Origin of the sequence: Shewanella sp. HL-SH8 (assembly GCF_051165765.1) — a bacterium.
Classification (GTDB): Bacteria; Pseudomonadota; Gammaproteobacteria; order Enterobacterales; family Shewanellaceae; genus Shewanella; species Shewanella glacialimarina.
Window position 1 is genome coordinate 4161696 of record NZ_CP195039.1, and the last position, 20625, is coordinate 4182320.

The 20625-nt window shown below is 41.6% G+C and carries 17 protein-coding genes; 7 read left to right on the forward strand and 10 right to left on the reverse strand.

Features of this window, described 5'->3' with window-relative positions; genetic code table 11:
* Positions 1 to 52 precede the first annotated feature (52 nt).
* Together ACRWQN_RS18425 and ACRWQN_RS18430 are read right to left on the reverse strand one after the other, a co-directional pair.
* Entirely contained in the window at positions 53 to 484 is a 432-nt protein-coding gene (locus ACRWQN_RS18425; RefSeq protein WP_434939272.1) for a hypothetical protein, read from the reverse strand.
* A gap of 370 nt (positions 485 to 854) precedes the next feature.
* Positions 855 to 1856 carry an NAD(P)H-quinone oxidoreductase gene (locus tag ACRWQN_RS18430; protein ID WP_434939273.1) on the reverse strand — a complete coding sequence of 334 codons (1002 nt, stop codon included), beginning with the start codon at positions 1854 to 1856 and terminating at the stop codon, positions 855 to 857.
* A 210-nt stretch (positions 1857 to 2066) separates the two neighbouring features.
* Between ACRWQN_RS18430 and ACRWQN_RS18435 the strand changes: the two genes are divergently transcribed.
* Complete coding sequence (locus ACRWQN_RS18435) at positions 2067 to 2810, forward strand: substrate-binding periplasmic protein (protein ID WP_434927308.1); 744 nt, start codon at positions 2067 to 2069, stop codon at positions 2808 to 2810.
* Positions 2811 to 2885: 75 nt separating this feature from the next.
* On the opposite strand, the gene ACRWQN_RS18440 is transcribed toward ACRWQN_RS18435, so the two are convergent.
* From ACRWQN_RS18440 to ACRWQN_RS18470, 7 genes are all read right to left on the reverse strand, one after another.
* Positions 2886 to 3992, reverse strand: coding sequence for a glycosyltransferase family 9 protein (locus tag ACRWQN_RS18440; RefSeq protein ID WP_434939274.1), 1107 nt, complete (start codon positions 3990 to 3992; stop codon positions 2886 to 2888).
* 8 nt (positions 3993 to 4000) lie between these two features.
* Positions 4001 to 4777 carry a glycosyltransferase family 25 protein gene (locus tag ACRWQN_RS18445; protein WP_434931082.1) on the reverse strand — a complete coding sequence of 259 codons (777 nt, stop codon included), beginning with the start codon at positions 4775 to 4777 and terminating at the stop codon, positions 4001 to 4003.
* 67 nt (positions 4778 to 4844) lie between these two features.
* Positions 4845 to 5690 carry a glycosyltransferase gene (locus ACRWQN_RS18450; RefSeq protein ID WP_434931081.1) on the reverse strand — a complete coding sequence of 282 codons (846 nt, stop codon included), beginning with the start codon at positions 5688 to 5690 and terminating at the stop codon, positions 4845 to 4847.
* 37 nt (positions 5691 to 5727) lie between these two features.
* Positions 5728 to 6681: an ADP-glyceromanno-heptose 6-epimerase gene (gene rfaD / locus ACRWQN_RS18455; protein ID WP_434939275.1), complete on the reverse strand. Its 954-nt coding sequence runs from the start codon at positions 6679 to 6681 to the stop codon at positions 5728 to 5730.
* Between the two features lie 57 nt (positions 6682 to 6738).
* Complete coding sequence (locus ACRWQN_RS18460; protein WP_434939276.1) at positions 6739 to 7749, reverse strand: glycosyltransferase family 9 protein; 1011 nt, start codon at positions 7747 to 7749, stop codon at positions 6739 to 6741.
* Between the two features lie 126 nt (positions 7750 to 7875).
* Positions 7876 to 8571, reverse strand: a complete 696-nt coding sequence (gene ssb / locus ACRWQN_RS18465) for a single-stranded DNA-binding protein (RefSeq protein WP_434939277.1) — start codon at positions 8569 to 8571, stop codon at positions 7876 to 7878.
* A 54-nt stretch (positions 8572 to 8625) separates the two neighbouring features.
* On the reverse strand, positions 8626 to 9993 hold the full coding sequence (locus tag ACRWQN_RS18470) for an MFS transporter (protein ID WP_434939278.1): 1368 nt from the start codon (positions 9991 to 9993) through the stop codon (positions 8626 to 8628).
* 287 nt (positions 9994 to 10280) lie between these two features.
* On the opposite strand from ACRWQN_RS18470, the gene uvrA reads away from it, so the two are divergent.
* From uvrA to ACRWQN_RS18495, 5 genes are all read left to right on the forward strand, one after another.
* On the forward strand, positions 10281 to 13166 hold the full coding sequence (uvrA, locus tag ACRWQN_RS18475; RefSeq protein WP_434939279.1) for an excinuclease ABC subunit UvrA: 2886 nt from the start codon (positions 10281 to 10283) through the stop codon (positions 13164 to 13166).
* A gap of 36 nt (positions 13167 to 13202) precedes the next feature.
* Positions 13203 to 14243, forward strand: a complete 1041-nt coding sequence (locus tag ACRWQN_RS18480) for a M20/M25/M40 family metallo-hydrolase (protein WP_434939280.1) — start codon at positions 13203 to 13205, stop codon at positions 14241 to 14243.
* A 195-nt stretch (positions 14244 to 14438) separates the two neighbouring features.
* Positions 14439 to 16319 carry a DEAD/DEAH box helicase gene (locus tag ACRWQN_RS18485; RefSeq protein WP_434939281.1) on the forward strand — a complete coding sequence of 627 codons (1881 nt, stop codon included), beginning with the start codon at positions 14439 to 14441 and terminating at the stop codon, positions 16317 to 16319.
* 236 nt (positions 16320 to 16555) lie between these two features.
* On the forward strand, positions 16556 to 17578 hold the full coding sequence (locus tag ACRWQN_RS18490) for a hypothetical protein (protein WP_434939282.1): 1023 nt from the start codon (positions 16556 to 16558) through the stop codon (positions 17576 to 17578).
* Positions 17579 to 17587: 9 nt separating this feature from the next.
* Entirely contained in the window at positions 17588 to 18157 is a 570-nt protein-coding gene (locus tag ACRWQN_RS18495) for a LemA family protein (protein WP_434939283.1), read from the forward strand.
* A gap of 100 nt (positions 18158 to 18257) precedes the next feature.
* Here ACRWQN_RS18495 and ACRWQN_RS18500 read toward each other — a convergent pair whose 3' ends face one another.
* Complete coding sequence (locus ACRWQN_RS18500; protein WP_434939284.1) at positions 18258 to 19220, reverse strand: DMT family transporter; 963 nt, start codon at positions 19218 to 19220, stop codon at positions 18258 to 18260.
* 237 nt (positions 19221 to 19457) lie between these two features.
* Here ACRWQN_RS18500 and ACRWQN_RS18505 point away from each other — a divergent pair, with 237 nt between their 5' ends.
* Complete coding sequence (locus tag ACRWQN_RS18505; RefSeq protein WP_434939285.1) at positions 19458 to 20561, forward strand: phosphoribosylaminoimidazolesuccinocarboxamide synthase; 1104 nt, start codon at positions 19458 to 19460, stop codon at positions 20559 to 20561.
* The last annotated feature ends 64 nt before the right edge of the window (positions 20562 to 20625 follow it).

Here is a 20625-nt window from a genome sequence, read left to right on the forward strand (position 1 = left end):
TCACTACTGGTTTTTTTATTGACTGATTTAACTAAAGCAACTTAATAACGACTTAATCGTCGACATCATCATCCATGTCAAAATCATCATCAGAATCATCAGCGTCATCAAAATCATCGATATCGTCACCATCAGCAATCTCGTCAGGCTCAGGTGCCGGTTTAGCTTTCTTTGGAGGCGCGGTATCAGGCACCTTAGACAAATCAATGCGAGTTTGCTGTTTAGCCATAAACTCAGCACGGGCGACTTGCCAAGCATCACCAAACTCAGCTAACGCAGCTTTAGTTTGTGCCTCATCAAGATCATGCAAATTTACTTTAACGATATCTTCTACATACTCAATGATGACATTGCGTACTGTATTAAATAAATAGATACGCCCTTTGGATGCTTCAGGTAATTGGCCGTCGTGAATAACAATTGTATTCCCTCTAGCCGTTCTTAACTCACCAACCCATAATTGTTTTTTTACTGTGTTATACATATATGCTAACGCCCTTAAATCAACACATATACCAAAAAGATATGCTCGATGAACTACTAATAACCTCGGCTCAATATTATTAAGCTTCAATAATGTGGGTATTTAAACAGAATAATACAGAGAATCAATGCCTAATTTAGTTAATTTTCAAATTTTGGTAAAAATATTCAAAAATAATTTACCAATAGCATAATGACCTTAAAAAAAGCACAAAATTTATGTATGTCTCATGATACGTCGTTAAAAACTTTCACTTTACACAAGCATAAACCGACACTTTCTTGCTTTAAAATCATCCAATTTATATTTGATAACTGCAGATTAGCTTAAATTTTTCATGCTTCAAGTTTTTATTAGATCTTTCTGAGTTTTAGTCACACAAGTTTAAAATTATTTTGCCTTTATGCATACCTGACTCCATATATTGATGAGCTTGAACCACCTCATTAAACGCAAACACTTTATCAATGGGTGGCGTAAATTGTCCGCTTTCAAGTAACGGCCAAACATGCTGCTTAAGCTCTGCGGCAATCTGGGCTTTTGCTACTACACTTTGTGGTCGTAACGTCGAACCAGTCCATATAATACGTTTAGCCATTAACCTGAAAATATCAACCGTTGCTTTAGGCCCTCTTTGCATCGCAATTGATACCATTCGTCCATCCATTGCGAGCACTTTTAAATTTTCATTAATAAAATCGCCCCCCGCAATATCGACGACCACATCAACACCTTGATGATGAGTTAGCGACAGAATAGACTCTGCAAAGGATTGGTTATTATAGTTAATCGCATGCGTGGCACCTTGGCTAAGGCAGAACTGGCATTTATCATCGGTGCCTGATGTGGCAAAAACGTTTGCACCAAGCTGGCTGGCAAGCTTAATCGCCGTGCTACCAATACCGCCAGACCCTCCATGCACTAACACTGTTTCACCCGCTTTTAATCCTGCCCGCATAAACACATTGCCCCAAACCGTAAAAAAGGTCTCAGGCAGCGCCGCAGCTTGAATAAAACTCCAAGCTGCAGGAATGGGTAAACAGTGTGCAGCAAAGGTATTAACTTGTTCTGCATAGCCACCACCGGGGACCAGAGCGCAAACTCTATCCCCAATATCCCACTGGTTAACATCATCCGCTATCGCAATGATAACGCCTGCCACTTCTAAACCAAGAATAGGACTTGCGCCCTCAGGAGCGGGATAGGCTCCCATACGTTGTTTAATATCAGGGCCGTTGACGCCTGCAGCGTGTACTTTTATGCAAACCTGACCTGATTGTAAAGGTGCAAGACTACCGCTACCTAGCCGCATGACATTAGCATCTCCAGGTTGATCAAACACCACCTGCTGTATCATTTTATTCTGAAGCATACTTTTAGTCCTATAATTTAAATAAAAACCACTAACCAAGAGATCACAACAATATGGTAAAAAAATACCAACACAAACGACAACTTATTTATCTTTGGTTACCTAAAGAAAAAATTGTTTAATTTATAATCGAAAAATATTGATCAAATAATATGAATAGCTAAAATAGCGCCCCCAGAAGCACTCAAGGCACCTATGTTACGAGCCACTATGTCAAAAAAGTCCGTATTAAGCACTATTGTTACTTTGATAATATGTTGTTTTCCAGTTTCCGCAAAGACTATCCATATAGCCTCTGATGTCTGGTGCCCTTACATTTGTGACGACCAACCAGGTTATCTAGTTGAAATAGTACAACGAGCATTTGAAATCCAGGGGGTACAGGTAACTTTTGTACCCATGCCATTTAACCGTGCATTAAAAGAAACTCAGGTTGGCAATATTGACGCAGTTTTAGCCATATCAAAAAGTGTGGCTGTTGAACAAGGCTTACTTACTGGGGAGACTGTTGTCGGTGAGGTAAGTAATGATTTTTTTACTGTTAACAATAATCCCTGGAGATATGAAAAACTGAGCGATCTTTCATCAAAATCTATTGCAGTTATTAAGGGATACGATTACGGCGAAGCATTAGAGTCTTACTTGTCCAATAATCAGCAAATATATTGGGCTGTTGGCGATAAACCACTGTCGATGAATATTATAAGAATGATCAGAGGGAGGCACCAAATTATTATTGGTAATAGATATGTTATTCAATACACTGCTAGACAACTAAAATTGTCTGAAAAAATAAAATATGCTGGTTCCATGCCAGATAAAATCAGTTTATACGTTGGCTTTAATCTTAATAAACTGATCAAAGCACAACAATTTGATCTAGGTGTAAAGACACTAAAATCTACGGGGGAATATCAAAAAATTCTCGATAAGTATCAGATCCCATCAGATTAAAGTAGACCGAATTGACTTATAAAATGCTCACTATTTCTTTGAACATTTTATAAGCCCTTTCTATATCAAAAATAACTATTTAATACACTTACTCAATTGGATCTTACAGGCATCAATCACAGTGTCAGTGGCAACTGAACTGGCTTTGCCTGTGCCCTCTAAAATAAGGCTGTCACCCAAAGGCTGCCACAATTTAAAGTCACTTGCCATAATGGTCACTTGAGGTACCTTCATACTGACTGCCAAATGTGCTGTTGCAGTATCGACACTCAAACAGAAGTCACATTTTGCCATTAAGGCTGGTAGCTGAAAAAAGTTTTCTAGCGCAGTAAAAACCTGAATTTTTAAGGCTAATAACTCTTTATCAGCCTCTACATCCTGCTGTACTGACATCAATTTATTCGGTGGAGTATTGATGATAAATACCACTTGCGGATAAAGCTGAGCTAACGTCAACATAACCGTCTTTAACTGGGCCCAGGGATAATCTTTCTTATCCGCAGTCGATAAGTGATTCATAAAACAAATTAGCTTGGTATTATCTTTACCAGTTAAATCATCTATAAGTTGCTGGGCTTGCTGGGTGTATTTCTCTTCCGGCTGGATCATCAGTTGGGTATAGCCAGACACCAGATCTGATGTGGTTAACCCTAAAAGCTGCTTAAAACACTCAGCATATAACTCAGTAATATGCTGGGTCGAGTCAGCAATATCATCGTAACTAATCACCCCATCTAGTTTATTAAAATAAAGCCAATTACTGAAAAAATTCGCCCCACTTGTGGTCGCAACACTGAGCGCTTGTTTAGAAATAGTGCGTGCTAACTTTGCATATTGAGTTGAACGGTTTTTGCCCACAAACACAATAACATCATAATTCTGTTGCTGGGCCTTGGTAATGTATTGCTCACGCTCAGCGATATTAGACACAATAGGATATATATCACCAAAATCACCAATGGCATTAATCCACTCGGTTAAAATTTGATTGCGTCCACCAGCCCATTCATGCGGACTACGCCGACAATCGTCAAACCAAATATCAATGGTCAAATGGGGATATTTCGCTTTTAACGCAGATAACCAGACACCTTGGTAGACAAAGTCCCCAATGGCCAAGTGGGTCATATAAAGTACTTTTTTAGCATTAAGTAGCTGCTGATGGCTGATTAATCCGCTCACGTTATCCCTTACTTCAAACTGTCTTTAAACTGGTTAAAATGCTTGTCTAATGATGGTGTCACTAACATACGCTTAAAGGCTCTAGACCAATTCAAACGCAGTTTTGTGAGCTTGCGTTGCGGCATTTTCTCTAAACTCCCCACAGGATTGATATCTGAAAGCCCTGCCAGGTCGACTGATACACAATAAGGAATTAGCCCAAATGGATAAATACCCAATGACCACCACGATTTAATATGTCCATCCACTGGCTCAACAATATAAGGCATATTTTTTAATAGCGACTTAGCACCTTGCTTACTTATCACTTGCGCGACCGCACTTATCGGAAACTTATGGTAACTAACAAATTGGTGACCTTGATAATCAAATGAATCTCTAATGTTACTCCCACCACCACGACGTAGCGGATACAACTTAATAAAGTCCCAATTTGCATGGGGTAAGTTTGCCATTAAATTAACTACGTCAGCGAAGTTGTCTTCTAAACCAATGTCATCTTCAAGCACAAAGGCGAAATCAAGATCATCGTCAATGATTTTCTGCCAAGCGCGTTTATGACTTAGGGAACAACCAATTTCGCCCTTACCCAAATCTCTATGGTAGCTTTTTTGCGCTAATAAGCGTGGCGAAACGGCTTCAATTTGTTCAGCAGTTAGTGTCGCACCATCCACCCCTTCAATACGTTCAAAAGGAATGTCTTGCTGTTGTAACTGTGCAGAAATAGCCTCTAACCGCTTTGGAGAGCGGTTAAGGTTAATGACAAAGACTTTATATTTAAGCAAAATTGATCACTCCAGATAAATTGCGCTACCGATATTGCCTATCGCGCGACTCGCCACAACCAAAACACTAAATAGTGACAAACTTCTTAGCAAGATAGTTCAACATAAATTTAGGTAGCTTATAACGTTTATGGGCTTTATTGATAAAAAGATCCCAGCCGCTTTGCTTAATTTCCACCAATGTTTCACTGGCAATCAAATGCTGATTCAATTCGCAAAAATCATTCACAAACCGTACTTCACGCTTCAAAGAAGAATTAGTGTATCCACGACCTGCATAATGAATAAAGCTGGCATCGCGATAGCCATCATGCCCTAGCACATCCATACGATTAAATTCTGCATCAATACTTTGATACTTTAACCCATCTCGCTGGATCAGATAATTGATGTAGGTTTGCTCATAATATTTAATGTGATTACAAACCTGTTGTAAGTCTTCTAAAGTGGCGATGTCGAATAATTTGCTTTGATTCGAGATCAGCATACAGCCTAGATTAAAATACACTGGGCGACCATTGACTTGCGGCCAATCAGCGACAGGCCCTTTTATGGCAAATATTTTATCGAGTACAGGTTGGCGCTCTAACAAAGCGCCTTCATTGAACATATAAATGGTTTCTAGGTCATCGTATTGTTCAAAAATATCCTTTGCGTGTGGAGTGATAATAATATCAGCATCGACATACAAAACTCGATCGTATTCTTTTAGCAGCTCTTTAATATATAGCTTTTCGGTCCAAGCTGGACTTGCGGTATGCTGTGGGTCTTGTATGTTGATTGGATAATGAAATTGGTCAGACACAATTAAGTCTGCACCCACTTTTTCAGCATAAAGCTTAAATCCGAGTAACGCTGCGTTATACATTGGATTGGTATCACCAATCGCCAGCGTAAAAATAGCCTTTTTCATTTAATTTTCCAGATAACATCAAACAATTAAAAACAATTTACTGTCCAATAAAGTGCTGCGTTTTTAACCAATCTAAGTACTCAGGCACAGCCTGCTCTACTGTCTTAAATTGGTACTGGCAACCTACCGCACGAAGCTGAGTTAAATCAGCTTGAGTGTAACTCTGGTATGCACCTTTTAGCTTATCTGGAAACGGAATGTACTCAATATGACCTTTGCCATGATAGTCAATTACCGCATTTGCAACGTCATTAAAACTTTGTGCTTTACCGGTACCACAATTGAAAATCCCCGATACTTTGGCGTTTTGCCATAACCACAAATTGACTTGAACCACATCTTCAACAAACACAAAATCACGTAATTGCAGACCGTCGCCGTAACCATCAACCCCAGCGAATAAACGGCACACGCCATTGGCTTTTATTTGGTTATTAAAGTGGAATGCTACGCTTGCCATGCCGCCTTTGTGTTGTTCACGCGGACCATAAACATTGAAATAACGTAATCCAGCAACCTGCGTGGTTAACTTTTGCTGACGGACATATTGATCGAATAAAAATTTCGAATATGCATACACATTAAGTGGCTTCTCCACTTCACGTTGTTCAACAAAACTCTCGCTGCCACCGTATACTGATGCGGATGACGCATAGATAAACTGAACATTGTTAGCCTGGCAAAAATGCAATAAAGTTTTCGAGTATTCGAAGTTATTTTCCATCATAAACTTACCATCCCACTCAGTCGTGGATGAACAAGCACCTTGATGAAAAATTACCTCAACCTCATAACCTAACTGGCCTGATTTTACTTGAGCAAGAAAAGCATCTTTATCTAAATAGTCAGCAATTTCGCAATCTGCCAAATTGAACATTTGGGTACCATCAGTTAAATCATCTACCGCAATAATATCGGTTCGACCTAATTGATTGAGTGTCTTAACTAAGTTACTGCCAATAAAGCCTGCGGCTCCAGTAATTACGATCATATTTTTGCTTCCACTAAGTTGGATTAATTTTGTTTAAACAAACTATTCAAATTTGGCTTATTTAGCATAATGTCGGTTTAAAAATTCACTGATATCTTCAGCCGCTTGATCAACATCAACTAAGGCCATATTTCGACCGGTACGGCGACCAACAGGTGGCGTAAATGCCAGCCTTTTAGCTGGCTCTGTTAATGTTTGCCATTTGACTTTAGGTTGAGATCGCCGCCCAGCATAAAAGCCCACCGTTGGAATATTATGCAGTCCAGCAATGTGCAGCGGTCCTGTGGAGCCCGCAATAAACATGTCTGCAGCAACAATTGAACGGGCAAAATCAGCCAAACTTTTCAGCGGCGTCGCTAATTCAACTTTAATTTTGGTCTTCTTCAACATAGATTGAATGTTAATCGCCAGTGCTTTCTCATCACCATTATAAGTCAGAACAAATCGGCAATCTAAACTTGTAAGCTTATCAATTTTTTTGATAAGTTGGCCAAAATGTTCAACCGGCAAGCTGCCAGATGAACCACCAGTACCGGGGTGAATAAATATTAACTTTTCATCATTTTGTTGCTGATAATATTTGCGCCACTGCTCACGTTCAGAATTAACATCCCATAATTGCGTCGGTAACGCCGGGATCGATATTTGGTGATTATTTAGAAATTGTTCCGCCAACATGTAACTACCACGCCAACAGGGCTCACCTTTTTTATACTGAGTGTTAGCGCGGTGGGGGTACAGATATTGAAACCAGCCATGATTAGGCGCAATTTTATATGGAATAGCCGCTTTGGTAACTAAACGATAAATGCGTAAGTCAGAATGCGACACGATAACAGCATCATAATTATTCGCCTTAATTTGCTCGACTAACTGGGTATCATCGCCGGTATCAACCACCACATCGTCAATATAAGGACAAGTCAGCGCAAAGCTTTTCATCACAGGCGCCACAAAGACCTCAATACGCGTATTGGGTAGCGCTTTTTTCAAAATATAAAAAGCAGGCCATGTGAGAATAAAATCTCCAATCTTGTCATGACGAATGAACAGAATTTTTTCCATCATTATTTTCTTTCTCAGATTGTCTAAGTCATCTAAACAGAGTTTACAGACCAAACATATAAAAGAGAAAGACCTGCAAGCAGGCCTTAAAGTTCAGTTAACTTGCGTTAAGCATTAACAGCATAAACCCTAGAACGGAATATCATCATCCCAACCTTCATCCAAATCAGGAGTGAAGTTTTGTGCAGGTTGCGGAGCTGGACGCTGTGCCGGCGCGGCATTTTGTTGAGGCTGATAATTACCTTGCGGTGCTTGTGGTTTAGGCGCATAAGCAGGTTGTTGTGGTGCTGGCTTATTTTGCTGAGCATAGCCACCTTGAGCAGGCGCTTGCTGATAACCACCAGCAGAATGCTGACTATCCTGGTTTGTACTTTGGTTAGCACCCGCTTGATTGTACTGAGGTTGAGCTGCTGGGCGTGGTGCTTGTGGAGCACGTTGCTGTGGCGCTTGATCATATTGATTATTGTCTTGACCCGCACCGCTGTTACGGCTATCAAGCATTTGCATTTCCATCGCATTGATTTCAGTTTTATAGCGGTCTTGACCAGTAGTTTGGTCTTGCCACTTACTGGTTTGCAATTTACCTTCAAGATAAACCTTAGAGCCCTTTTTGAGGTACTCACCAGCCACTTCAGCTAAACGACGGTACATAACAATATTATGCCATTCAGTACGCTCTTGTAACTGACCTTGTTGGTCCTTCCACGACTCACTTGTCGCAACAGTAAAATTGGCAACGGCATTACCATTTGGCATGTAACGTACCTCAGGATCTTTACCTAAGTTACCCACTAAAATGACTTTATTCACACCACGACTGGCCATCGAAATCTCCTGCGATTATCTTTTCTATATACGTATTCGGTTGATCAAAATGATCTAATTGACAGAGCCTAACACAGCTCTGGCTTCGCTTAAATTGAAATCGTCATTCACCTTTAAATAGGCGACTTTGTCCTCAAGTACCACTATGGCTTCGGCTACACCGGTCAAATTTGACAACTGTGCGGCCATTGTTTGGGCATGGGGTCTATCTTTTATATTCGCTTCAAGGGTATAGCTTTTGAGCAGTACGGGTTTTGCCATACCAAAAGTCAAACATAGCCAAAGTGTCATTAGCCCAAGCGCTACAAAAAACACCCCTGATGCACCAACTAATTGATAGGCTCCGCCACCCAGCATACCACCACAAAATGCCCCTAAAAACTGGCTAGTAGAATACACTCCCATTGCCGAGCCTTTATCACCCACAGGGCAAAACTTAGCAATCAAACTAGGTAATGAAGCCTCAAGGTAGTTAAAGCCAGTGAAAAATAATACCACTGCTCCACTTAATACCCATAAATTATCAGCAAAAACACCCATGGTTCCTAAAGATATCATCATCAGTAATAGCGAAATTTGAAACATGGTTTTGGTGTTATTTTTCTTCACGCCTATGATAATCAATGGCACCATCAAAAAGAATGCGCCAATAAACGCGGGGAAATATAACATCCAATGTTTTTCTTTAACTAAACCGGCATCGACCAAATCTAATGGTAATGCAACAAACACCGCAGTTAATACTAAATGCAAAATAAAAATACCTGCATCTAGGCGAAACAACTGCGGGTCTAGCAGCATTTTTTTGAGTTTGGCGGGTGCTGCTAAAGTATCGCCTTTAGGGGCTTGACTAATAGGGTTTGGTACCAAAAATTGCACTATCACAATACCAACAACGGCTAACACTGCCGTCAGTAGAAATATACCAGTTAAGCCGAGATGTTGTGCCACTAAAGGGCCAAGCAAAAGAGAAAGCGCGAATGAAAAACCAATACACATACCAATAACGGCCATCACTTTGGTACGTTGCTCATCACGGGTTAAGTCAGCCGCTAGTGCTAAAACAGCTGCCGCAATTGCGCCCATTCCCTGAACAGCGCGACCAAATACTACACCATAAATATGATCAGATGATGCGGCAATTAAACTGCCAATGGCAAATACCACTAACCCAGCCATAATTATCGGTTTGCGGCCATACTTATCAGACAGTATACCCATCGGAATTTGCAACATAGCCTGGGTAAGTCCATAGGCACCTATGGCAATACCCACCCAAAGTGGAGAGAATCCTTCAAGGTGTTGCCCATATAACGCAAATACCGGCATGATCATAAATAGCCCCATCATCCGTAAACCAAATACACTGGCTAACGAAAACGCGACCTTTTTTTCCATGCCCGACAGCCCATTACTGGCCATTCAAATACCTTTTTAGCAATTCTACGAATCGCGCATATTACCATAGCCTGAATCACATGCTCAAAAGGAAATCACAGTTTGAGAGTTAAAGCTGAATTTAAAATATCACTAATCTATTTTTGGGTTCTATTCGTACTAGCCAAGACGACATATCACTATGATAAATAATCTGTGTTTGTTGAACTTTTAAGGTAAATCACCTAGAAAGATTAACAGCCCCTTACAGCTTGTGCTTAATGTGCGATACTAAAACCCATTTTGCCCCATAGCGAACATAGAGCGAGTAAATGGACAATATTGAAATCCGCGGTGCCCGAACCCATAACCTTAAAAACATCAATTTAACCATCCCGAGAGATAAGCTAATTGTTATCACAGGATTATCTGGTTCAGGAAAATCGTCATTAGCCTTCGATACTTTGTATGCAGAAGGCCAGCGCCGCTATGTCGAGTCTTTATCCTCCTATGCGCGCCAATTTTTAAGTTTAATGGAAAAACCTGATGTTGATCATATCGAAGGATTAAGCCCAGCAATTTCGATTGAGCAAAAATCGACCTCGCACAACCCACGTTCAACGGTTGGCACAGTGACCGAAATTTACGATTACTTGCGACTATTATTTGCCCGTGTGGGTGAACCACGTTGCCCCACACATGCGCAACCTTTAGCAGCACAAACCGTCAGCCAAATGGTCGATAAGGTACTCGCATTACCAGAAGACAGCCGTCAAATGCTTTTAGCTCCTGTGATTAATGATCGCAAAGGTGAGCACGTAAAATTATTAGAAAGCTTAGCTGCCCAAGGTTATATCCGCGCCCGAATTGACGGTGAAGTTTGCGATTTAACCGACCCACCAACGCTTGATTTACACGTAAAGCATACTATTGAAGTGGTGGTTGACCGTTTCAAAGTGCGCCCAGACTTAAAACAACGTTTAGCTGAATCATTTGAAACCACATTAGAGCTGTCCGGTGGTATTGCTAAAATTGTCTCAATGGAAGATGACAAGACTGAAGAACTGATTTTTTCAGCCAACTTTGCCTGTACCCATTGTGGCTATTCGATGACCGAACTTGAGCCGCGTATTTTTTCATTCAATAACCCGGCGGGTGCTTGTCAAACCTGTGATGGTTTAGGGGTGCAACAGTTTTTTGACCCAGAAAGAGTGATCACCAATAGTGAATTATCTTTAGCAGGCGGCGCAATTCGCGGTTGGGATCGCCGTAACTTTTATTACTTTCAAATGCTTAGTTCATTAGCTGAACACTACAAATTTGATGTTGAAGCCCCTTTTGAACAGCTCAATGACAAAATCAAAAAGCTGGTGCTATACGGTTCAGGTAAACAAAGCATTGCCTTTAAATACATAAACGATCGTGGCGATGTTGTGGTGCGTAATCACCCCTTTGAGGGCATTCTCAATAATATGGATCGCCGCTACCGCGAAACTGAAAGTAACTCGGTACGTGAAGAATTATCTAAATTCATCAATATGCAGCCTTGTAATAGCTGTGGTGGCTCACGCTTACGTGAAGAAGCCCGCAATGTGTTTATTGGCGATCTCAACTTGCCACAATTGACCACCTGGTCAATTGGCGAAGCAAAAAGCTATTTTGCTGAATTAACCTTTGATGGCCAGCGGGCACAAATTGCTGACAAAATTTTGAAAGAAATTGGTGAACGTTTAGGCTTCTTGGTTAATGTCGGTCTTAATTATTTAAGCTTATCCCGTTCGGCTGACACCTTATCAGGCGGTGAAGCGCAGCGTATTCGTCTTGCCAGTCAAATTGGTGCAGGATTAGTCGGGGTAATGTATGTGCTCGATGAACCCTCAATCGGCTTGCATCAACGTGACAATGAACGTCTATTGCATACCTTAATGCACCTGCGTGATCTAGGTAATACCGTCATTGTGGTAGAGCACGATGAAGACGCGATACGTATGGCTGACCATGTGATTGATATTGGCCCTGGCGCAGGGGTTCATGGCGGGGAGATTATTGCAGAGGGCACCTTAAACGATATTCTTAATTGTGCTGAATCTGTTACAGGTCAGTATCTGTCAGGCAAAAAACAAATTCACATTAGTGACCAGCGCACTCCTATCGACCCAAGTAAAGTCATCGAACTCTTTGGCGCAACAGGCAATAACCTGCAAAATGTCGACTTAACCATTCCAGTCGGCCTATTAACCTGCGTAACTGGTGTATCGGGTTCAGGTAAATCGACCCTAATTAATGATACTTTCTTCAAGATTGCCCATCGCATGCTCAATGGCGCTACGGTAGATGAGCCAGCGCCTTATAAAGAAATTAAAGGCATGGAGCATTGCGATAAAGTTGTCGATATTGATCAAAGCCCAATTGGCCGAACGCCCCGATCAAACCCTGCTACCTATACGGGTATTTTTACCCCAATACGGGAGATATTTGCTGCGACTCAAGAGTCCCGCACCCGAGGTTATCTGGTGGGTCGTTTCTCGTTTAACGTCAAAGGCGGTCGCTGTGAAGCGTGCCAGGGTGATGGCTTAATTAAAGTCGAAATGCACTTTTTACCCGATGTATATGTGCCTTGTGATGCCTGTAAAGCCAAGCGTTATAACCGTGAAACCTTAGAAGTAAAATACAAAGGCAAAAACATTCACGAAGTCCTGCAAATGACGATTGAAGAAGCCCGCGTGTTTTTTGATGCAATTCCTGCAATTGCCCGCAAATTACAAACACTGATGGATGTCGGTTTGTCGTATATTTGCTTAGGGCAAAGTGCGACAACTCTATCTGGCGGTGAAGCGCAGCGTGTCAAACTGGCTAAAGAACTGTCAAAACGCGACACAGGCAAAACCTTATACATTTTGGACGAGCCAACAACTGGGCTTCATTTTGCTGATATTCAACTACTATTAGATGTATTACACCGCCTTAAATCCCACGGCAATACTATTGTGGTGATTGAACATAACTTAGATGTGATTCAAACAGCGGATTGGATTATCGATTTAGGCCCAGAAGGCGGCTCCGGAGGCGGGACGATTTTAGTCGCAGGCAGCCCTGAAGATGTGGCCGAGCACCCAACATCCCACACGGCACGGTTTTTAAAGCCAATGCTGGCATTACATAAGCAGCGCGCAGCGACTAATAAAGTAAGCAAAGCTAAAAAAAGCACTAAAAAATAATCACAGTCGATTCATTCCCTTTACGGAGAGCACCAGATGACAAGCACGCTTCAATCTGCCTTTCCGCTAAAGGGAAATACCCGCCTTTTACGAGTAAATATCAGTATCCTCACACGCCCTAAATTAATCCCTCACTTAATGTGTATCGCATTGTTAATCATGCTAACAGGCTGCGCCAATACCGCTTCAATAAATTGTAATTTGACGCCGCAACATCAATGGGCCAACCAGTCCCAAATTATTGAAGATATCCGCACGCTTACCGCCATAGAATTTAGCGGCCGTAAAACCGGTACACAAGGGGCTGTTTTGTCACAAAACTACCTGGCTCAACGTTTTACTGACATTGGTTTAATCCCTTGGCAGCAATCCTTTAAAGTCACTTTTAACTATCAATACCAATTTAGCCAACTGCAAGGGGTTAATATGATAGGCATAATTCCAAGCCGCGTGCCATCAAACCGCTGGCGAGTGATTACCGCCCACTATGATCATTTAGGCCAACAGGGTAAGCGTATTTTTCATGGTGCTGACGACAACGCTTCTGGTGTAGCAGGCTTGCTGGCTATGGCAAAACAATGGCAATTAACCGGCTTAAAAGATATTAATCTCATGTTGGTTGCCACGGACGCTGAAGAGCAAGGACTATATGGTAGCTATGGGTTAGTTGAACAGATGATGGCAACACCAGATATGGAGGTTGAACTTGCAATGAACTTAGACATGATTGGCCACCCTTCAAGACCGCGGGCAATCTATATAGAAGGCGAGCAAAACTTCAGCCACTTTAGCCAGACACAAGCTTGGCTAAGTCAACAGCATCAAATGTGTATTCGACTAAGTTATTCTAAATTTAACACCGCGGGTATAAAGCGCATGAACTGGCTAAAAGCTTCCGACCACTACCCTTTTCATAAAGCCGGTATTCCCTGGATATATTTTGGCGTACCACCGCACAGCAAATACCATACGGTTGATGACACTATAGACACGCTAAATATCGACTTCCTAACCAGCGTAACGGAAATGGCCTTTAGCTTTATTACACAAACTAACATGCAGTTAAAAGAAAAATAACCCAAAAATTAAGTTTAAATAAGGCAATAATCAGGCCACATTGAATTATTTATTATATTTTATATAGTCAAACCGCAAAATGGTTGCTATAATATCGCCCTTTCGGCGCGGGAAATCGACACGGGGTTGATTTTCTGTCTGTGAAACTCAGCACGAGCATCCGAATTTCGTGCACATCCACAAGGCTACAACCCAATGTCATCCAATGAAAGAACTTTCCGCGAACTCGGCCTGTCTGAGAACTTGTTGCGTGCTCTAGACGAATTAGGTTATGAGAACCCAACACCCATTCAAGCAGCTAGTATCGACCCGCTTATGGCAGGACAAGATATTATCGGTCAAGCGCAAACTGGTACTGGTAAAACAGGTGCTTTTGCATTACCACTGCTTAACAAAGTAGATATCAATCTAAACGCCCCTCAAATATTAGTATTAGCACCGACTCGTGAGCTAGCCGTTCAGGTAGCAGAAGCATTTGGTAGTTATGCTAAACATATGAAAGGCTTCCACGTACTGCCTATTTACGGCGGTCAAAGTATGCATCAGCAATTAAGCGCCCTTAAGCGTGGACCACAAGTGATTGTAGGTACACCTGGTCGTGTAATGGATCACATGCGTCGTGGCACATTAAAGTTAGATTCATTAAAAGCATTAGTGCTTGATGAAGCTGATGAAATGTTAAAAATGGGCTTTATCGATGATATCGAATGGGTATTAGAGCATAAGCCAGCTAACAGCCAACTTGCATTATTCTCAGCCACTATGCCTGAGCAAATTAAGCGTGTTGCCAGCAAGCACTTAACCAACCCAGTAAATATCAGCATCGCGTCTAGTCAAGCAACGGTTGAGTCAATTGAGCAAAGCTATGTTCAAGTATCACAACACAATAAACTAGAAGCATTAGTACGCGTATTAGAAGTTGAAAACACTGAAGGTGTGATCATTTTCGTCCGTACCCGTAATAGCTGTGTTGAGTTAGCAGAAAAATTAGAAGCACGTGGTTATGCTTCATCACCATTACATGGTGATATGAACCAACAAGCACGTGAACGTGCTGTCGAACAGTTAAAAAGTGGCAAGTTAGATATTCTAATTGCGACTGACGTTGCGGCCCGTGGTCTTGACGTTGAACGTATTGGACACGTAGTTAACTACGATATCCCATATGATACAGAAGCTTATGTTCACCGTATTGGCCGTACTGGCCGTGCGGGTCGTACAGGTATGGCAATTTTGTTTGTGACAAGCCGTGAAATGCGTATGCTTCGCACAATTGAACGTGCAACAAACAGCCGTATTGCACCAATGAAAATTCCTACACCAGAATCGGTTGCAGAGCGCCGTTTATCTCGTTTAGGTGAGCAAATTCAAGAAACCTTAAACGGTGACTTAGATTTCATGAAAAATGCCGTTGCAGAATTATGTACTCAGCTAGAAATCGATACCGATTTATTAGCCGCGGCGTTATTACAGCAAGTGCAGCAAGAGCGTCCACTTCAATTACCGCCGATCCAAGAGCGTCAACGTGATTCACGTGATGAACGTAGTGACCGTAATGACCGTAATGACCGTGGTTCTCGTGATGGTGGCGATCGCCCTCGTCGTGAACGCAGTGAGCGCAGCAACCGTCCATCAACACCAACTACATTTGGTCAACCTGAAGGATTAAAAGATAATCCAGACGTGAAAATGAACCGCTATGTAATTGATGTGGGTCGTGAAAATGGTGTAGGCGTGGGTAATATTGTTGGCGCAATTGCTAACGAAGCTAACATCGACAGCCGCTATATTGGTCAAATCCAGTTATATGATCAAGTGACTACCGTTGATTTACCAGATGGCATGCCAAAAGACGTGTTAACTCACTTAAGAAAAGTGCGTGTTTGTGGTCGTCCACTTAACATTCGCGAAGCCGGTGATGAAGTTTTCGTTGATTCTGGCCGTGGTGCAGCTGCACCTCGCCGTCCACGTGGTGACCGCCCATCAGGCGACCGTCGTCCACGTACTGACCGCCCAGCTGGTGACCGTCCTGCTAGTGCAGAACGCCGTCCACGTAAACCACGTGACAATGGTTAATTACCTGTAAATCATTCAGTTATCTGAATAAAAAATGGAGCCTAACGGCTCCATTTTTGTTTTACTCTCGGTTATGCCAATCTCATAAAATATAAAGGTAACTGCCCGCATAATGTTAACGCTTTACAGATTAATTCTGCCTTGTAATATACCTACACTATCTTAAAAAAGAACAACCTACTCTACCTATGTCAGCATTCAGCCCTGAAGTTAAGTCTCTATCAGATAAAAAAAGAATGAATAATAAAGCCCTGACTCAGTTTATTAAAAAACTGCAGGCGAAGGTGTCTGACTCAGAATCTATTGCGGTTGTCACAGAATGTTTAGACAAAGCCATCGCGTATCCACACCAACTTAAATACCGCAACACTCACTTATATCTCGGCATACTAGCCGCCATTATCGTCAGCATAGGATATTGGTTCCACCTTGAGACTCAAGGTCAGTTGTATCGTTATACTCACAGTGACTTTGTTATCTTTGCTCTGTGCTTACTGTCACTCATAGCAAGTATTTTTACTGTATTTAAGCGTCAAAAAAGCCTAAAGGATCTCTCTAATTTACTCAGAGATGAAGCCCTAAAGCATCTTTACAATATGACAGATTGTGGAGCGACATTTTTAAATAAAGCTGAACATAAATTTGTCGATTTTAAACGAGGTAATTATTCTCAAAATGTTGAGTGGGGAAAAGAAATCGATTTTAACTCTGAACTAGGATTAATTCGTGCCTCTGTGGTTTACCATCACTATGTCGATAGAAGAACAGAAACCTATCAAGAGTCTGATGGTAAAGGCGGAAGCAGAACGCGCACTCGCACCGTTTATGATCACTACTATCGCCAAGGAGTGATTTTCCCCGCAATCAATAACACGAGCCATTTAGTGATGAGCAAAAGCAAGTTGCCTAAGCATTGGCAACAACACTTTATGCCTGCCTCGCGGGAATTTGAGAAAAAGTTTTACCTGCAAACAAACTCTGAATTTAATGCAGCGAAGTTTTTAGAACCGGCTGTGGTAGTTGCGTGCGAACAATTAGCCCATAAGCTCGATGATCTCACCATTGAATTCGCCTATGATGGCAGTGTGTTGATCAATCAAAAAAATACTCATTTACTTAATCCGCCCATGGATTATGACATTAGTTCACCGACAAAATTTAAACAAGAACTGCTCAATGAGACCTCATTGTTCACCGTAAACCGTATTTTTGGCTTTGTGAATCAAATCATCAAACACAGTGCTAACCCATTATATTAAGGATAAATTATGCAATCGTCTTTCATTATCATCGCTATTCTGGTTGTCGTCGCCATTGCTGTTTTCAGTATTTATAATGGCATTATTAAAGAGCACAACGCGGTACAGCGGGGGTGGGCTGACGTGTTAACCCAGGAAAGACAACGGGGTCGCATCATGCCAGAATTGGATCGCGTGCTGCAGCAACACCAGGATTATGAAAAAGAGTTGTTGCCTAAAATCACTGCTCTGCGCCAAGGGATTAATGCGCTACAAGACAATAATATTGATACCCAATTACAAAACAAGGTCGATCAGGCATCACAAGCTTTAATCAAAGGCATTCATGTGGCAGTTGAAGCTTATCCAGAATTAAGAGCGTCTGAATCATTCGCTAAATTTATGTATGAAGTGACCGAACAAGAAGACAATGTAGGCGCGGCGGTAAGAATTTTCAATCAAAACGTGGCTAACTTTAACGCCTATATTCAGTCATTTCCGAACAACTTAGTTAATCGTTTTTTTAACAAAAAACAGGCTATTGAAATTTTTACCGACAGCAAAGCCCAAGCTGAGTTTGAGTACAAACCTAAGTTTTAAACTGTATCGAACGACATTCGCGCGAGCATGAGAAACCTGCATCATACCCTGTCACTATTATCTGGACTCAGGCTGATGCAGGCATAATAGAATAGCAAACTTAGCTCACAAGCCGTTTAGCTGCCTTACGCTTCAAATACAGCGGCCATATTTGCACCGCAAACACTGAACAAATAATCAACACTATGCCCATTAGCGATAGTGCATCTAGGTTATCTGCGCTAAATACCCCATTCCACCAGCCTAAGCTGACCACTAAGGCCGTTGAACTGAAACTCAGCACCGGCGTTAAGGCTAGCATGGCGCTAACCTGAGCCGTGGGCCAATACTTCATCGCCTGACCAAAACAGCCGTAGGCAATTAAGGTATTGGCGCCGCAAAAAATAACTACCATCCAGTTAGATGAATCCATTAATGCAAAATGACTAAAGTCACTAAACGGCGCCATAGCAAAAATGCCCAGCCCATAGATAAACAGCAACACATTACTGGGTGATAATTTACCGCCTAATGATTTTTGCAATAAGGCATAGCTGGTCCAAGACAATACCGAAAATTGCACAATCATCACCCCGATGACTATTTGATGATTGTCAGTATTGCCCAAATTTAAGTTCGGATGAAAAAACATCAACATACCAATAGCTAACGCCGCAAAACAACTCAGCTGCATCGCATTTAAGCGTTCTTTAAACAACAGCACCCCGCCAAAAGCGAGAAAGAAGGGAGCGGTTTGAAAATTCAGTTGCGCTGTGCCAGGGGCAAGATAGTCGAGCGAGTAAACAAACGAGACATAATTGAACATCAACAAAATACCGGCAAGGCTTAATTTGAGCCAGTCGCTGCTGATTAAAACACTAAATTGTTTCAGCTTACCAAAGTGCCATTGCAGTAAAAATGTCACCACAAACGCCATGACGAATCGAAACCAGGTCAAGGTTACGGGGTCAATAAACTGCCCTGACAATTTCAACGCTATGGGTAAAATGCCCCAAAAAAAGACCGCTATGGAAACAAAAATCAGACCTAACTTGGCGGCGTTATCGACTTGGGTATTGGTCACGTTATTGACTCTTTATGTTAAAGAATTGAATACTGCCTGATATGCGAATACCTGTCAGCTAATATTACGGTCTGCTGGCGATATTGCTTATTACGGCCAAAATTATATCCATGATTGTTCTGTTATCAAAAAAGCCTATTTAACCCTAGCCTTTTTACGTGGCAAAACTGAGGAATACGGGTAAAATAGCCGCCATCAAAAATAGCCCTTACACCTTCAACTAGAGGAATACTCGTTATGAGTCTTGCCAATTCCGTTTTAGCCGTTAATAACGATTTACCTATCCGCACAGACAAACCCGTGCATAGCGGTAAAGTACGCAGTGTTTACTGGCTAACTGAAGCTGATAGTCGTCGTTTAATCAAAGACAAAGGCTATGATGTTCCTGAAAATACCCCACTTGCTATCATGGTGATCAGTGATCGAATTTCAGCCTTTGATTGTATTTTTCATGGTGAAGGCAATTTACAAGGCATTCCAGGTAAAGGCGCGGCACTGAACGCTATTTCAAATAACTGGTTTAAGCTATTTGCTGAAAATGGCTTAGCTGACAGCCATATTCTGGATATCCCGCATCCATTTGTGTGGATTGTGCAAAAAGCCCGTCCGATTAAAGTTGAAGCTATTTGTCGTCAGTACATTACCGGTTCTATGTGGCGTGCTTACGCTAAAGGCGAGCGTGAATTCTGTGGCATCACACTACCTGAAGGATTAAGCAAAGATCAAAAATTACCTGAGCTATTAATCACGCCGTCGACCAAAGGCATTTTAACCGGTATTCCAGGCGTGCCTGCACAAGATGATGTCAACATTAGCCGCAGTGATATTGAAGCCAATTATCAAGCGTTTGGTTTTGAACAAGCTTCAGATATCGACTTATATGAAAAACTACTCAAGCAAGGCTTCAATGTTATTTCAGATGCGCTAGCCAAATTAGATCAAGTCTTTGTTGATACCAAGTTTGAATTTGGTTATGTCACTGATAAAGATGGTCACTCGAAACTGATTTATATGGATGAAGTCGGTACACCTGACTCTTCACGCATTTGGGACGGTCCTGCTTATCGTGACGGCAAGATCGCCGAAAACTCAAAAGAAGGTTTCCGCCAGTTTTTATTAAACCATTTTGACGATGCCGACATTTTATTAAATAAAGACAGAATGCCTGAGCGCGAAGCATTAGCTCGCGATAATGATTTACCGTTAGCGGCGATGATGTTGGTGTCAGAAACCTATACTGGTGTAGCTGAAAAAGTGACCGGTAAAAAAATCACTTTATCATCTAACCCGAAAGCTGACATTATTGACATTCTAAAAAAACAGTACGATCTTATCGACTAGCTTTTAAGTGCCAGTCCTTAAGTACTCGCTTTTAGGTTTCAGATCATAAAAAAGGATGACGTAA